Genomic DNA, 15,914 nt, shown 5'->3' with positions numbered 1-15,914 from the left:
CTGTCGGAGCCAGTTGAACTGTTTGATGCGTTTGAGCTGTCAGAGCCAGTTGAACTGTTTGATGCGTTTGAGCTGTCGGAGCCAGTTGAACTGTTTGATGCGTTTGAGCTGCCGGAACCATTTGAACTGTTTGATGCGTTTGAGCTGTCAGAGCCAGTTGAACTGTTTGATGGGTTTGAGCTGCCGGAACCATTTGAACTGTTTGATGGAGTTGAACCTGATGGGGTTGAACCTGTATTACTTGAACCAGTGTTATTTGAACCTGTTGTAGGAGTTGAACTGTTTGAGCTATTTGAAGCGTTTGAACCGTTTGAGGTTGTTGAAGAGTTGCTACCATTTGAACCGGTTGAACCATTAGAACCATTTGAACTAGTTGAAGGGTTTGAATTTGGCTTTGGTGTAGCCTTCTTCTTAGCTAAAGCACTAGCTTTGATGTAACCAGCTGAGGTTAAGTAGTACTTCTTGCCCTTGATTTTGACAGCTTTACCATAGATCTTGATCTTTTTGCCTTTAAGAACTTTACCGTTCTTTATAGCTTTACCACTTCTTGTAACTAAAGTTGTATTCTTAGCTACTTTAGCACCTTTACCAGTAACATTGACTGCTTTAATGTATTGGTTCTTGCCAATCTTATAGTAAACTTTTCCTTTAATAGTCTTTTTACCAAGAACTTTTACCTTTTTACCTGCTTTAACAAGTTTCTTAGTTTTAACTAATTTCTTGCCTTTTTTCTTGTAAACAGCAGAATTTGCATGAACTTTCTTAGTCTTTGCAGATTTCTTCGCTGCGCTAACTTCAGTTGGCGCATTACTTAAAGAGTTGTTTGGTGTTTGATTAGCACCAACAGCTAATAATGCAGCACCAGCTACTGATACTATCATTTTCTTGTAAAAACTATTTTTACTCATTTTTGAAACTTCCTTTTAGTACTAAATTTCAACGTTCTCAATTTAAAAACAAGAACAATATAACTATATTTAAGCTACCTAGATCTCATTCTATCACCATAAACACTCAAAAAAAAGGGTATAATTTTAATAAATAAAGTAATTTCTAAGTTTAAATCAAAAATCAAGATATATTATTGTTATTTTATTAGATTTGCTGTTGTATATGCTAAATACTCAAACTTTTTTGTTATTTCGAATAAAAAACAACTTGAATTAAAATAATAGAGAATGTTCAATCTTTATGTTTTTCCTTATATAGCAGAAAATGTAATAAATCACATTTATTAATAAAAGTAATTCATCAAACTTTATTTATCTAATATTTAAATTAGCAAAACATAATATATTATTTCCATAAATCATGGTACTTACTGTTATTTTAAGGTAACCGAGAAATTTTAAAAAATTTGTTCATAATATGTTTTTTCGCTATTCCATTTGCACCATACAAACTATCAAGACACTATACCCAAAAGTTTGCCCCAGTTACCTTGATTTTATTGCTTTTTCATTCTCTTGTAGCTACATTAATTATAGTTGGTGCAATTTTAAAGAAAGAAACAATTTTTTAACAATTTTTTTACCCGTACCTGGGCTTTTTACTATTAATTTAAAACTATACGTAGATATTTTTTGTTGATAAGTTAAAACTAAAACCAGTCACCTTTTAGTTTTTGTAACAATATTTGGATAAAGAATGAAACATGCAAAAGGGACTAACTCTCGTTGCATCCGGAAGTTAGTCCTTAGTTAGATTTCAAACTTGGCAGCTCGATAGCAAACTGCTTTTTAATTAGTTAAATTACTTATTGCCTATAACTCTGCGAATACGGTCAGCAACCTGATACTTAGCAGTAAATATCAATTCGTCTCCCATTTCAATAACCGTATGACCATGTGGGACCAGCCACTCTTGTCCTCGGCGAATACGGCTGACAGTGATGTCACTTGCTAGATCCCAATCCATTAATTGACGGCCTGAATACTGCCTATTGCGGACAACAACAGAATAGACAGCATTTTTGGTATCGCTCAGCACATTATAAACAGCGGGCGATTCTATCAGTGCTCGCAACAACGAAGAAGTAACATTACTTAAGTCAAAAACCTCCATGCCGTTGCTGCGCAATTGCTCAACCTTGGCAATATCTGCACGTTTTTGACAAATAATAATGCGTTTGAAGTCACCCTGCTCTTGTGCCAGCTGCCCTAGCCGCAAATTAGTATCGTCAGACCTCATGGCCGCGACAAAAATATTACCAGTAAAAGCACCAGATTGTGCCAAGCTCTCACTATCCAATTGGGATAATAATTTTAGCTGTGGCACGCGGCTTTTATAAATATGATAGTGTTCGTTACTGGTAGTAAACATCTTAACTGAATACCAGTTATCATGCAGGTCAAGCATTACGGGGACAGTCAAGGCATTCGTACCCAAAATCACGACCTTTTCCTTAATCCGATCTTCTGCTTTCAATTTAAAAATGGCGTTAAATAAAATTGGGCACAGAATGCAGACGATCACAGCAGCCAGGATAAAAACATCAGATTGCAGCCGTGTAATAACGTTTAATTTACGTGCTACTGCTAGAGTTGGTAAAACAATAGTGATCGTGGTTGCGGTCAAAAAGCCACCGGCAATACCATTTCTGCTGCCGAATTTTTGCGCGTAAACCAAAGCAACAGGTACTTTAGCCAAGAACAGAAACAAGATTAATATTGGTAATAAAATCAGTGATTTTGGGTGGGCCAAAAGTGACCTTAAATTGAGTTTAACTCCCGTCATAATGAAGAAAATAGGAATAAAAAAACCATAACCAATTGAAGTTAACTTATCAGCAGTTTCCTGACTAGGCTCCAGCAACTTCATGACAATACCGGCTAAAAATGCTCCCAAAATATTTTCTACTCCAACTCTTTCAGCTACTGTTACCAGAGCAAAAATCAAGAAAAAGGCTAACCGCACATCTAGCTGAGTAGTTGACTTGGTCACTTTAACAAACCACAAATAAGGCTGCTTAAAGCGCCATAACAGCAAAATAGCCACGCCAAATAGCAAAATAATGAGCCACAATTGTCTGGTATTGCCACCATTAATCGCAGCATAAACCGTCAGCAGCATTAAGGGAATTACTTCTCCTAAAACTGCAGTCAATAAAATCGTCTGACCTATCGGCCTATTTAATATATCTTTTTCTTTTAAGGTCGCAATTACCACTCCTAGTGCAATGGTCATGAAAATAATGGTTGCAAGCATCGTATCGCCAAATAAGCCAAGCAATTTTAAAACTAATGCGAGGCAGACAGATAAAAGGGCTACACCAAAAAATGCTTCTAAAGCAATTTTAAAGGGAGATACCTGACCTGGCTTTTTTTCTTGCTTATGCTTTGGTTTCAGTAAATCAAAATTAATTTCCATCCCCGACAAAAACAACAACAAAATGACGCCCAAATTTGATAAAAACGCTAGGTCATGCGTTGGTTGTACAATGTTAAAGCCACTGGCACCTAGAATAATACCAATGATAATTTCTGCAACGGCCGTAGGAACAGCATTTACCTTTAATCGGGCCATTAAGATAGGAACAATTAGGGCAAACAAAACAACTAGGAATAAAGACAACTGTGCCACCAGGATTACCTCCTCATTTATTCTTAGTCGATTATACAAAATATTGACGAGCAGAGAAAATAAAAAGGGGTAGCGAGTATTCATAGCTTCCAAAAAGCAATCAATTAAAATTCTGTTGCACATAAAAAACAAGTCATGCCAATTGGCATGACTTGTCTCTTTCTTTAAAAATTATCTGCTTTAACAAAGCGATTAGTATCAATTGAATAGTACTTATTACCATTAATATTAACACGACCACCGTATGTCCGAACGGATTTGCCCTTTAAAAGCTTGCTAGTGCCTATACGAATTCCGGTAGTATCGTAAATATAGGCATTATGGGTCAAAACACGTCTGGAACCAACGATATTGCTGGCTACAACATACTCGTTCTCACCAATTTGCAAATATTTTTTTCCATTTATCACCTTTTCTTGTGCCACGGTTACAACTGTCCCAGCGGTTTTTAATGCTGCATCAGTACGTTTACCTTGAGCATCATATGTATAAGCATCATGCATCAAAGTTTTCTTACCAGTCGGTGCTTGAGAAACAGGGTCGGAATCAGTTGCAGGAGTATTCGTGGATTCAGTTGAATCAGTTGGGTCAGTTGAATCTGCTGTATTTGATGAATCATCAGTAACCGTGCTGTCATCAGGAACGGTAGAAGTAACGGTTTCTGCTGCCTGTAAATCGTAGTAGTGCTTCAAAAGTGAGTAAAAGTCATTCATGGAATAACCCCATTTTTTGAAGTAGCCGTCAGGGTCGGTATGATTAGTACCTCCTAAAAAGCGCGATACAGCATGATGGGACCAAATTGTTCCTTTACCAGTATGAGACGCATTAGAAGGCTTGATGTTATATCTGTGCAACAGCTTAGCCGCATAAATGGCATCGTTATTCACACTTTTAGCAAATTTCTTTCTGGTAGTTTCTTGACAAAGTTCAATTTGAATAAAGCGGTTATTGGCTACTGCCCCAGCACCCCAAACGCCATAGTTAGGAGTCATCATCTGAATAACCTCCTTGTGATCAACAAAAGCGTGAACATAAGAGTACATATGTTTCCATTCACGATTAAAGTAAATAGCCTCATTGTATGCGGAAGCACCAGGAGTTGCAGTTTCATGAATTACAATACCTTCCGGTTTCCCTTTTCTGTACTTAATTTTATTTCCATGAGCGTAAAACTTGTTATACTTAATGTTCTGCGTTTGGAGCATTTTATGTAAGAAAGTAACGCCAACATAGCTGTTTTGCTTAGCAATTGAGTTGATAGAGGCAGCTTCTACTACCTGAGATTGATTGACGTTAAAAATAGGTGCAACTAAACCTACTCCGAGAGCAACAGTAGTTATTAGTTTCTTTATCTTCATCTAATTTTTTCATTCCTTATTTTGTTTGTGAGAAATTAACTTTGTCTAGAAATTGCCTTTCTTAATATACTGGTGAATACCTACTCGGTAATACTTAAGTCCGTATATTGAAATTGCTCCACCGTAGGTTGCGACAGATTGATCCTTCTTTAACACCTTTTTATTGTCACGATTGCCATAATCGTTGTAAACAAAAGCATTTTTCTTAAGAAGCCTCATAGTGCCGTCAATATTACCACTGGCAATGTACTGATTTTCACCAACCCGATAATACTTTTTGCCGTTAATAGTTTTAGTGCCATAGGTGGCAATCACCTTGCCGGTATTGCCTACTTTAATTGCCTTAACTTTTTTTACGCGTTTGCCTTTGGAATTATAAACATACGCATTATGCATCAAAGTCTTGTTAACCTTCTTCTCACCCTTTGGAGCCTGAGAAGCTGGTGGAAGAGCACTGCCCATATTTAAAATAGTATCGTTAACCCAGCCTTTACCGGCAATGTACAAGCGCTTTTTACCGTTATAAAAAGTAATGGTCTTAGTTACAGTAACTGCATCGCCTTTTGCAACTGAATCGGTTTTGGCAGATACTGAGTGGTCAGTTGGCCAAGCATAAGTGGCACCTGCTTTTTTAACAACATAAGATTTACTGGTGTTCGAAATCTTAGGATCGTATTGCGTTAAGTTCGAAGTTGTTATTCTGGTGTTTAAAATAGTGTTGTAATTATTGGCAGTAGCGTATGTACCTGTTAGAGCCTTGGTGGCATCTGCATAAGAAGCAGCATTTTCGAGCCATGCTCCCTTGTAGCGCTCTGGCTGCCAAGTAACACCTAAACGAAGTTTTTTACCGTTATCAGCAAATGAGTCCTGATAGGTATTGTACTTTCTAAACTTAGCTGTCACGTAGTAGCTCTTGCCGTTTTTGTCTTCTTCACGTGTTTTAGAAGAATATGTGGCTCCCTGCCAACTGTCATCAGCTTTCATCCCGAATAAATTATTGGCATTAACAGCTAGACCGGATTTGCCCCAGTTAGATTCCACAATTGCTTGTGCGATCATAACTGAAGGGTATAAGCCATATTTTTTAGAAACTTTTTGTGCTTGCTTAACAGCAGTATTTAAAAATGTTGTTTCATCTGCGCTAGCTGCAGATACTGTCTCAGCCTTTGCTGGAGAATTGGCAATTAAGTTGTTGGTAACTGGCATCAAGAGCGCTGTACTAAGCATAGCCGCTGAAAAACCAGTGATTAGTCTTTTTTTCATAAATAAAATTTCCTCCTTAACCGACATCTTTATTGTATCGGGCAATTAAAGTATTAACAATAGAATCCGCTTAATTGTAGTCAAAAAGTAATATTGCCGATTTTAATATTACAAATAGTAATTTAATTGTCTAAGACTTCTCGTAAATGATACAAAAGATCTCGTTTTAATCTTTGCAGCTGCACTCGGTTGATCCCTGTCTTCTGAGCTAAAGCACTGATTGTTTGACCACCAAGCAAATGATCAAAAAACAACATACGTTCTACCTGCGTCAATTGTGGCAGCTCTTGTTCGAGTGCTAAATGATTATTCCAGTTATCCAGCAAGCCAACCTGCTCTGGAGAGTCAAAAACAATTTCTTGCTCAGTTATTCGCTTTTGCTTACGCAATAAATCTAAAGTATGCCAGATAATTTTGCGAAAACTAAGCCGATCAACTTCAGTTCTTGCTCTATTTGCTAACCTCGTTAACATTTCTGCGTAAATTATTATACCTTCCTGCAAAAAGTCTTCGTAATTAGTATAGTCCATTCTGACGTGGGCAGACTTCAATGCGCCTCTGACTAATTTCTGATTCTGCCATGCAGTTATAAATGCTTTTTTCTTAATCTTCATTTGTGACATTCCTCTGTTTCAAATATGTCACAAGCGCTTGTGCTCTTATAGATTAGCAATCTTGCTTAAAATTTAAAAAACATAATATTAAGTTCTTAACTGCTAAATTAACAAACATTTAAATTTTTCTTTTAGTTTCTTAAAGCTTGCCTCATATATTATAATTACAATAAATCTACGGGTTAAAAAAGAGTAAAAAAATACACGAACTTCGTAAAGATCGTGCATTTTCTTAAAATAGAGTATCGGGACGCTTACTGTTTGAATAAGCAGACTTATGAGCATCAGAAATTAATGGCAATTCGTAGTAATCAGCCAAATAATTGCCATATCGCGCATGCTTTTTATCCAGTAATTCACTCATTACTTTTTTTAAAGATAATTCTTCCAGGGATTGGTGTGGATGAAAGTAAGAAGATTGATCGATAAGAGAATCTCCGACAGACCTTTTAACCCGCCAGCCCAAATTACTTTTTAAATGTAGTGTACCTAAAAGATAAAGCGCGTGATTAAAAAACAAGCTATCGCTTACTTTGCGGGGAATGTGACGGCTGCAGTTATCATACGTAAAAATATAACTGAAGCGATTTGTTGTCACGGATTCAAAAGCAGTTACATTATTTCGAAGTGACTCAAAACTTGCCATATTATGCAAAGCAATCCAGTCAATATTACCTGTATTATAACTACGCAATGAAAAATAAGCTAAGCGACCTGTGGCAATCACGTTGTGCCCAACTAGATTAATCTTGCGTGCAAATTCTCTTTGAAATTCCAGCCCTGCCAATAGACAATTCTGAGCAAAAGAAGTCAAATGCGCCTGAGTGCTGCGACAGCTTAAAACAATACCCTGATTACAGTCAAAAATCACACTTTTGTATTTGCCTAAAAGTGGTTGTTTCTGAAACTGGTATAAAGCAATAGTTGCGGGATTTACACAATAAAGTTCATCCTCAATTAAGTATTTATCTATTTCCTGATCTATGCCAATTCTTTGGCGTAAAAGCTTTTGCGACCAAAAGCGATATTTATGTCCACTAGGCAGGTTCCAGATATCACTTTCTTTTTTTAACAATTCATTCCTCTCCTTTAATTAAAGTAGACGAATACTATTATACTGGAAATGTTATCGCTTGCATAGATCAATCACGCGTAAACTAATTCAAAAGTACAAAAAAAACAGAAGCGATATAATCGCTCCTGTTTCTTAATTAGCTATAAGACTAATTACTTAGCAAAGTTTGCAACCTTAACGTATTGCTTAGCAGGTCCACCAATTCTGTAGTAAGCCTTACCATTCTTGAATGTGTAAGGTGAACCATAAGTAGTAACTTGTGAGCCAGCCTTCAATACTTTTCTGTTAGCACGCTTCTTGCTGGTCTTGTATACATAAGCGTTGTGGCTCAATGTACGTGAAGTACCATCAATGTTGTCAGCCATTACGTATTGGTTGTCACCAATGCTGTAAACCAAGCTGCCGTCAGCAAGCTTAGTAGCTGCACCGATTACTTCAACAGTGGAGTAAGCACGTAACATGTTAGTACCAACACGCTTGTGATCCTTGTCGTAGATGTATGCGTTGTGCATAACAGTCTTCTTAACCTTGTCTGCAGGTTTGAATGAACCGTCAACAAATTTACTCTCTACGTAAAGGTCTGAGTCAGCACTGTTAATACGAGAGTAAGTCTTCTCGCCAACCTTGATTGGGTCACCAAAGATAGCAATTTGATCACCGTTCTTAACAGTAGTCTTAGAATCAGTTACAGTGTTACCGTCAATCTTGTAAACTGTAACGTCACCATCAGATTGAACAGTCTTGTATGTAGCACCCTTAACACCAACAGTTAAGTAGAAAGTAACCTTAGTAGTCTTACCATCTGCATTAGTTGCAGTTACAGTAACTGGGTACTTACCAGCAACCTTAGTGTTAACCTTGCTTGCATCAACAGTAGGAATCATAACAGTTCCATCGGTCTTGCTTACTTGGGTCTTAAAGGCATTTTGGATAGCCTTAGTATCAACTACACCATTAACTGGAACATAGTTGAAGTTAACATCACCAACTGAGTCAAGAGTAGTTGTACCCCTCAACGCATCTTTTTGTCCATTAAAGTACATTTGAGGGAATGAATCATCACCATCAGTTGCTGTTGAGTTAACACGTACATTAAATGTAGCGGTTTTGCCATTAGTAGCATATAAGTGCGCAGTAAATGTAAATGGAGCAGCTGGTTTGTCAAAACTGCCATCAGCCTTTACAGTAACACCTGCAGCCTTAAGTCCATCTCTTACATCTTGTTCAAGATTTAAGAAACTAGCTTTAGCGGCTTGAGGATCGTTACCAGCAGTAGTTTTAACTGTGTACTTACCACTCTTACCTCTTGAAGCGTCAATCTTATCAGCTACAGCAGAAACTGTGTAACTATTTGCATCAAGATCTACAGAACCAGAGTCAGCAATTACTTCTTTGCTGTCTTGTGTAAATGTAACATATGGAGCACCCTTCAAAGCTGTATTAGCAACGCTAAATACTTTACTTTGAACTTGAACGCCTGAAATTACACCAGTACCATCTGAAGTCTCCTTTTTACCATTAACAGTATAGTCTGTATTAGCTTTCAAACCGCTAATAGTAACTGGAACTTTAGCTACATAAGACTTGCCTTTTTCAAGCTTATCAGCAGCTTTTGTATTAGCAGCTACTGTACCAGTGCCATCAGCATTTGCTGTAGCTTCATAAATAGAAGCTTTACCAGGAATTACATTAGCACCTGTTGGTAAAGTTGGGGTAGCAAGTGAAGCAGCAACTTTGGATGCTACATCGCCATCTACTAAACTGGCAGCGTTAGTTACATTTAATTCCAATTTAGCAGTAGTAACGCCGTCTTGTGTAGTTCCGCCAACAACTGGAATAGTGGTATCAGCAAATACTGTTGATACACCGGCTGCAGCGACTGGAGCAACAGCTAATAAAGCAGCTGCAGCAGCACTAACAATTCTTAAATTTTTCTTCATGTGGTCTTTCCTCCTTGTGTATATACAAAATAGTAATAGGCTATAGGTTCAGTCGTAATGAGCCTACATTGTTACAACACCCTTCAAGCCGAATTCATAAGTTTATAACTCTTATGAGGTAGCTTTCGAGCTGAAGAACGCGCATGCGTACAGGCTTCGAACCTGAAGCATAGCTATTACTTACCACATTTCTTATTGTACCTACCTTTTGCTTAAATTGCAAGACATGTAGTTATTTAACATACTTTTGTAATAAACGCTTACAGCTTTTTTGTTCATTTTTTATTTTTCAAGAATTAATAAAACCCTTAACAGTAATACATTCAATGTTTTTCTGCGCTAATAAAGTTATTTTATTTTTATTGAATTTTACAAAATAATAACAAAATAATTTGGAATAAAGTAAAAATCACGCCAAACTTGCCTTGACGTGATTTCCTATCTTTACTAATTATTTTTACCGTAAAAATTGTTTGATTTTAACTATCGTTTCTTTAATGGTCTCCAAAAACTGCAGGTTACATTGACTGACCCTGAGTATTATCGAACAAACTAGTAACAGTTCGTTCAACATATGAAGCAGATTGTGGAGTTTTATACAGATCCACCCCTTCGTGTGCAAATGCTTTTGCATTTGCTATTGTTTCCATTGCATTTTTTACCTCTGTTCCTGCCAAATTAGCGGCAGCATCTGGTAAAGACAAATTAACCTTTTTGTTGGCCCCGTTTAGAAATACTAGTTGTAAAGTTTTGGTCTTAGTTACCATATTATTTGCTCCTGTCTTAATCATTTTTATTTTTGCGACTTGATTATTCATCACCAATAGGGATACCCTGTTTTTGAATTAAAGTTGCTGCTCCCAGATCATCACCCTGCAGCTGTGCTAAAGCTGCGCCCACTTTAGCCAAACCGCCAGCTGTTGCTCCTTCTTTAACGTTCTTTAGAATTCGTGATTTAGTACCGTCTTTGCTGTATTTGGAATTTAAAAATGTGTATTGGACTGATTGTTCTAATAATGCAAAATTCATATTATTTTTTCTTCCTTTTCTAAATAGTGTAATCGACCCGCGCGCCAGATGTCTTACACTATTACTAACGAAAATGGGTGGCAAAATGTAACATTTTTTCTTAAAAAATGGTCCCGTAAAGGTGAAAAAACACCATTGAGTAGTCAAATCTGCTTAAACCATCTATAATTAAACTAAGTATTAGTAAGGAGGATAAATTCCTATTATGAAAAAAACGACAATTGGCACGATTGTAGCAGTAATAATTATCGCTATTGGAGGTGGCGTTTTTTACGCAACACAAAAATCCAATAATGATAAAGTTGAAGCTTCCTATAATAGTGCAATGACTACTGGTAAAAATGCGGTTGCTGATAAGGACTATTCAGAAGCAAGCTCAGCATTTGCCAAGGCTTTCAGTATCAAAAAGACTGACCAGGCTAAAGCTTATCAAAACCAGTCAGACTATATGATTTCCGCAATTAACGCAACTAAAAAAGGCAAATATAATGATGCGTTAAACGAAACTAGCAATGTAATTCAAAGAAAAAACGGCTATGCAGTTTTAGTAAAACAAGGTAAAAAATTAAAGACTACTATCGAAGACGTTCAGGATAATTATGAACATGAAATTCAACCAATCTTCCTCGCTGCATCCCAAGCGGAATTAGCTAAGCAATACCTTAAAGCAGCTGACCAATATCAAAAAGTACTAGATCTACCTTATATTGATGAACAATATTACAGTCAGTACAAGAAGAAGGCAGAAAAGGGATTAGCAAATAATCAAAAAGCTGCTAAAGAAAATAATAATGGTTCTTCAAGTCAAAGCTACAATTCAATTTCAGGCAAAGGACCAGATACTGGCAATGCCGGTAAAACCGGTGAAGGTTCAATGGGCAACCACAAGGTACATGGTAAAACAGTTACTAACAAGCAAATAGCGCAACTGCGTAAACGTGTAGGCAAGTTTGGCTATGACTCAATGTCTTGGAGCCCACAAGATTTGATCGATCTTTACAGAAAGTCTGGTCGAACTAAACCAAGCAAAATTACCAAACAAGATATTCAAAACTATCTTAAGCCGTAGCAAACAATAATAGGCTAAACTCAATATGCTGAACCGTCCCGATCACTACATGGGACGGTTTTTATTTAGCCGGTTTATCTATTTTATTGCAGTTGTGCAAAATGCTATAATTTTATTAATATTATTAAAAACTATCATATATAGAGGTTAAACTGCTCCAATAGTTGCTTTTATAGCCTAAACTCTGTAAAATGACTATTGACTTTCACGTTTCCTATTTTTATTAAAGGAGTGTCTGCTTTGACTGAAAAAGAAAATAATAGCAAAGAAAAAGATAACGAAAAAGAACAAGAAAAAAAGGATAAAGAAGAAGAAATCAAGGTTGTGATGCCTGACGCTAAATGGACCACTATGCCAGAAGAAGAGTTTATAGAGCAACCGGATTATCTTAAAGTTTTCGCTGACTTTTACATTGCTCAGTTTAACCAACGCGACTTGGAAATCATGAATTTATATGATACCAATTCCAACATGGTTGACATTAACCACTATCTGCTTAACAACATTCAATTCACTCGCAAAGAATTGGTTAAACATGTTTTGCAATACCATGCTCAAAATTTCCAAAGCATAATTGATGAAATTGCTGCTAAAGATGGTGTTGATGCAGAAAAAATGACATCATATAAAGACTGGAATAACTGGTACGAAGAGCGTCGCAGTAAAATTTCAACTTCTTTATCATAATTTACTTGTACTAAAGCAAAAAAAAGAACAAAATAGATACTTGAATGAGAATGCCACACTGACATTCTTTTTTACTTAAAAATGAATATTTCAATATTGTCTATGGGAGTACATAATTACTATGGATAAAAAGAAAAAGCGGATTTCGGCTGCCGGTCTATTAATTACCATCGGTATCGTTTATGGTGATATCGGAACTAGTCCGCTCTATGTAATGAAGTCAATCGTTACGGGTAACGGTGGCATTGCCAATGTTGATCGTGAACTAATTTTAGGATCAATTTCGCTCATTTTCTGGACAGTCACACTACTGACCACCGTTAAATACGTCATGATTGCGCTCAGAGCTACCAACCGTGGTGAAGGTGGCATTTTTGCATTATATGCTTTGGTACGTAAACGAGCCAAATGGCTGGTCATGCCGGCACTGATTGGTGGAGCAGCCCTCTTAGCTGATGGGACATTGACTCCAGCTGTGACGGTCACCACTTCGATTGAAGGACTGAAGAACATGCACTTCGGTTCCCACGTTCCCGTTCCCAACCAGAATGCTGTAATTATAATTACAATTGCGATATTGCTGGTACTTTTTTCAATTCAAATGCTGGGTACCAGCAGCATTGGTAAAGCATTTGGTCCTATTATGTTTGTCTGGTTTACATTTTTAGGCGTTATCGGTCTCTATAATATGGCTAATGACTGGTCAATTTTAGAAGCACTGAATCCAGTTTGGGCTATTAAAGTTCTTTTTAGTCCCTCTAATAAAGCCGGCATCTTCATTTTAGGTTCAATCTTTCTGGCCACTACCGGTGCAGAGGCGCTATATTCTGATGTCGGTCATGTTGGTAAAGAAAATATTCGCGGATCCTGGCCTTATGTTTTTCTCTGCCTGTCTTTAAATTATCTTGGTCAGGGAGTTTGGATTCTGCAAAATCCACATTACCAAACAAACGGCGGTGAACTTAATCCGTTCTTTGAAGCTGTACCAGCAAATTTACGACTTTTTGCCATCATTTTGGCTACAGTAGCCGCAATTATTGCATCCCAGGCTTTGATTACCGGTTCATTTACATTAGTATCTGAAGCAAGTGGTCTAAAATTTTTACCACGGATGAATATTAATTATCCTACTACTAAGCATGGACAAATTTACATTCCTTCCGTAAACAAAATGATTTGCGTGGCAACTATCGCTATCGTAATTTTCTTCCGGACTTCAGAACATATGGAAGCGGCTTATGGCCTGTCAATCACGGTCACAATGTTAATGACTACATTGCTGCTCTTTGAATACTTGGGTTCAAAGCATCACCCATTGATATTGCGCCTTTGCTTTTTAATCGCCTTTGGCTTTATTGAGGGCATGTTCTTGATCTCCAGTTTGACCAAATTTATGCATGGTGGTTACGTCACCGTTTTAATTGCCGGCTTTATTGGTGTCATTATGTTCATCTGGTACTTTGGCAATAAAGTTCGCGACAAGCATGAAGGTGCTCATACCTATGTCCGTTTGGACGAATACACTGATATGTTAACAGACCTAAGTCATGATGACGATTACCCTACTTATGCGACTAACTTGGTCTACATGGCTAAAGTTAAATATAATAAGTTTGTCAAACGTGAAATCATGTACTCCATCTTGGATAAAAGACCTAAACGTGCTCAGGCCTATTGGTTTGTGACAGTTAACATCACGAACGAACCTTTCACAGCTAGATATGCTGTTAATACTTTTGGTACTAAGAATGTTATTAACGTTCAGCTATATCTTGGGTTCAAGAAACAAACCAGTGTTAATGTTTACCTGCGCCAAATAGTCCATGACTTAATTAAAGATGGTACTATCGAAGCACAGCCTCAGGAGTATACTACAACTCCCGGTCGTAAAGTAGGTGACTTCTCATTTGTAATTGTTAATGAAGTTGTCAGTCCTTTAACTCGACTTAAAGGTTTTGAAAAAGTTATGTTAAAAGCACGGGTTTGGTTACAAAACCTCTCTTCTAATCCAGCTTCATGGTTTGGGTTGGAATACACAGACACTGTGGTCGAGGAAGTTCCACTCATTTTAGGTAAACCAAGACATAACCTGCATATTAAGAGAGTTGCACCGCGCGACTATTCCAATCTAAAGAACAAAGAATTTGAATAATATAAAATAGCCGTCCACGACTTGTTAGAGTCGGGGCGGCTTTATTTTAAGCAAAAAGCGTTTATAATAAGTGATATGAAGAAATCATGACCAAGTAGTAAAAGTCTAGTCAAACAGATAGCAGTTGATCGAGTTAGGATAGTGAGGTGTGAGTACAATGGATAGAGATATTTTCCTTAAGCAAATGGTCGCCTTTGCTGTGAGTAAAGGTATAAGTGAAGACCAAGCCCAGCGAATTATGAATAAATATATTGATAAGCTTGAAGTAAGCGACTCCATTGTGCAACACATTGGACCTGAATATTATGCTTATCAAATTTTAATTAATGAAAAGTTGGTAGATTTTGTGGCTCTTTAGTTTTTAAAACTAATTAACCCCATAAACCAAATCTCTTTTATTAATCATATGTCTAAACTAGTTATATGAAAACTATTCAAACCAAAAACGCACAAGCTAAAGTCTAGCTTATGCGTTTCTTAATTACTTTGTCAATTATGGAATCAAAATCAATGGTAATTAATCCTGTTGCTTCGGAAAAAATTTTCTTAGAATTTCACTGTCAAACAGATTCTTTCTAATTTCTCCATCTTGCGTAAAATCTTGATGACTTCCTAAACTGCAATTTAAAATATTACATTTGCGCCAAGTTTTTTGCGATTACTTCTTGTCTCCGTTTGGTCCAAATAATAACTAAAGCTATAGCTGCATAAATAGTCACTCTCAAAATGGTTCACTGCCAATCCATCATAGTAGGTTGCACTGCAGACTTAACTGGATTGCCATATTCGCCGATACCAGCTTGAAGAAATAGAATAAAATCATATAAGCCATGATAGGTCATATTTAACAGTAGCGAATGTGTGTAAAGGTAAATAGCAGCAAGTACCAACCCCGCGCCACTTACCTCAAACATTTGGCGCAAAGTAGTTAATGGCGTTTGATAGGCAATGTTGGTGATATGCCAAAACCCAAAAAGTAGACCATCAAATAACACAATTAAGTATATACGATACTTACTGCTTTGAAAAATTTGAGCAAGAAGAGCAATAACTAAAAAACGCATTAGCCTGAAGCTAACCCCTAAAACTGGACGTTAGTTTTATATCGTTTTACTTAAGGCTTGATTCCGATATTGAATCGGGGT

The 15,914-nt window shown here is 37.0% G+C and carries 14 protein-coding genes; 4 read left to right on the top strand and 10 right to left on the bottom strand.

Features of this window, described 5'->3' with window-relative positions:
- From LDM92_RS08250 to LDM92_RS08210, 9 genes are all read right to left on the bottom strand, one after another.
- On the bottom strand, positions 1-908 hold a 908-nt coding region (locus LDM92_RS08250; protein ID WP_223902820.1), incomplete at its 3' end, for an SLAP domain-containing protein.
- A gap of 844 nt (positions 909-1,752) precedes the next feature.
- Positions 1,753-3,582 (bottom strand): cation:proton antiporter family protein, encoded by a 1,830-nt coding sequence (locus LDM92_RS08245; protein ID WP_223902819.1) that lies wholly within the window; start codon positions 3,580-3,582, stop codon positions 1,753-1,755.
- 164 nt (positions 3,583-3,746) lie between these two features.
- Entirely contained in the window at positions 3,747-4,940 is a 1,194-nt protein-coding gene (locus LDM92_RS08240) for an SLAP domain-containing protein (RefSeq protein WP_223902818.1), read from the bottom strand.
- Positions 4,941-4,985: 45 nt separating this feature from the next.
- Positions 4,986-6,203, bottom strand: coding sequence for an SLAP domain-containing protein (locus LDM92_RS08235; protein WP_223902817.1), 1,218 nt, complete (start codon positions 6,201-6,203; stop codon positions 4,986-4,988).
- A gap of 122 nt (positions 6,204-6,325) precedes the next feature.
- Positions 6,326-6,826, bottom strand: coding sequence for a sigma-70 RNA polymerase sigma factor region 4 domain-containing protein (locus LDM92_RS08230; protein ID WP_223902816.1), 501 nt, complete (start codon positions 6,824-6,826; stop codon positions 6,326-6,328).
- A gap of 223 nt (positions 6,827-7,049) precedes the next feature.
- The gene (locus tag LDM92_RS08225; protein ID WP_223902815.1) at positions 7,050-7,892 is read right to left on the bottom strand and encodes a hypothetical protein; all 843 of its coding nucleotides are present in this window, start codon (positions 7,890-7,892) and stop codon (positions 7,050-7,052) included.
- A gap of 152 nt (positions 7,893-8,044) precedes the next feature.
- On the bottom strand, positions 8,045-9,832 hold the full coding sequence (locus LDM92_RS08220) for an SLAP domain-containing protein (protein WP_223902814.1): 1,788 nt from the start codon (positions 9,830-9,832) through the stop codon (positions 8,045-8,047).
- A gap of 518 nt (positions 9,833-10,350) precedes the next feature.
- Positions 10,351-10,623, bottom strand: coding sequence for a DUF2922 domain-containing protein (locus tag LDM92_RS08215; protein WP_223902813.1), 273 nt, complete (start codon positions 10,621-10,623; stop codon positions 10,351-10,353).
- 19 nt (positions 10,624-10,642) lie between these two features.
- On the bottom strand, positions 10,643-10,861 hold the full coding sequence (locus LDM92_RS08210) for a DUF1659 domain-containing protein (RefSeq protein WP_223902812.1): 219 nt from the start codon (positions 10,859-10,861) through the stop codon (positions 10,643-10,645).
- A 205-nt stretch (positions 10,862-11,066) separates the two neighbouring features.
- Between LDM92_RS08210 and LDM92_RS08205 the strand changes: the two genes are divergently transcribed.
- The 4 genes from LDM92_RS08205 to LDM92_RS08190 all read left to right on the top strand — a co-directional run bounded on the left by LDM92_RS08205 (position 11,067) and on the right by LDM92_RS08190 (position 15,127).
- Positions 11,067-11,930, top strand: coding sequence for a hypothetical protein (locus LDM92_RS08205; RefSeq protein ID WP_223902811.1), 864 nt, complete (start codon positions 11,067-11,069; stop codon positions 11,928-11,930).
- Positions 11,931-12,170: 240 nt separating this feature from the next.
- Positions 12,171-12,617 carry a hypothetical protein gene (locus tag LDM92_RS08200; protein WP_223902810.1) on the top strand — a complete coding sequence of 149 codons (447 nt, stop codon included), beginning with the start codon at positions 12,171-12,173 and terminating at the stop codon, positions 12,615-12,617.
- 121 nt (positions 12,618-12,738) lie between these two features.
- Complete coding sequence (locus LDM92_RS08195) at positions 12,739-14,769, top strand: KUP/HAK/KT family potassium transporter (RefSeq protein ID WP_223902809.1); 2,031 nt, start codon at positions 12,739-12,741, stop codon at positions 14,767-14,769.
- A 157-nt stretch (positions 14,770-14,926) separates the two neighbouring features.
- On the top strand, positions 14,927-15,127 hold the full coding sequence (locus tag LDM92_RS08190; RefSeq protein WP_223902808.1) for a hypothetical protein: 201 nt from the start codon (positions 14,927-14,929) through the stop codon (positions 15,125-15,127).
- Between the two features lie 373 nt (positions 15,128-15,500).
- Here the strand turns inward: LDM92_RS08190 and LDM92_RS08185 are convergent, their stop codons facing one another.
- A complete protein-coding gene (locus LDM92_RS08185) occupies positions 15,501-15,833 on the bottom strand; it encodes a CPBP family intramembrane glutamic endopeptidase (RefSeq protein WP_223902807.1) in 333 nt (110 codons plus the stop codon).
- Positions 15,834-15,914: the final 81 nt, after the last annotated feature.

Origin of the sequence: Lactobacillus laiwuensis (assembly GCF_019972835.1) — a bacterium.
GTDB classification, from domain to species: Bacteria; Bacillota; Bacilli; order Lactobacillales; family Lactobacillaceae; genus Lactobacillus; species Lactobacillus laiwuensis.
The sequence above is the reverse complement of the archived record's forward strand: the minus strand, read 5'-3'. Positions and strand labels throughout refer to the sequence as shown.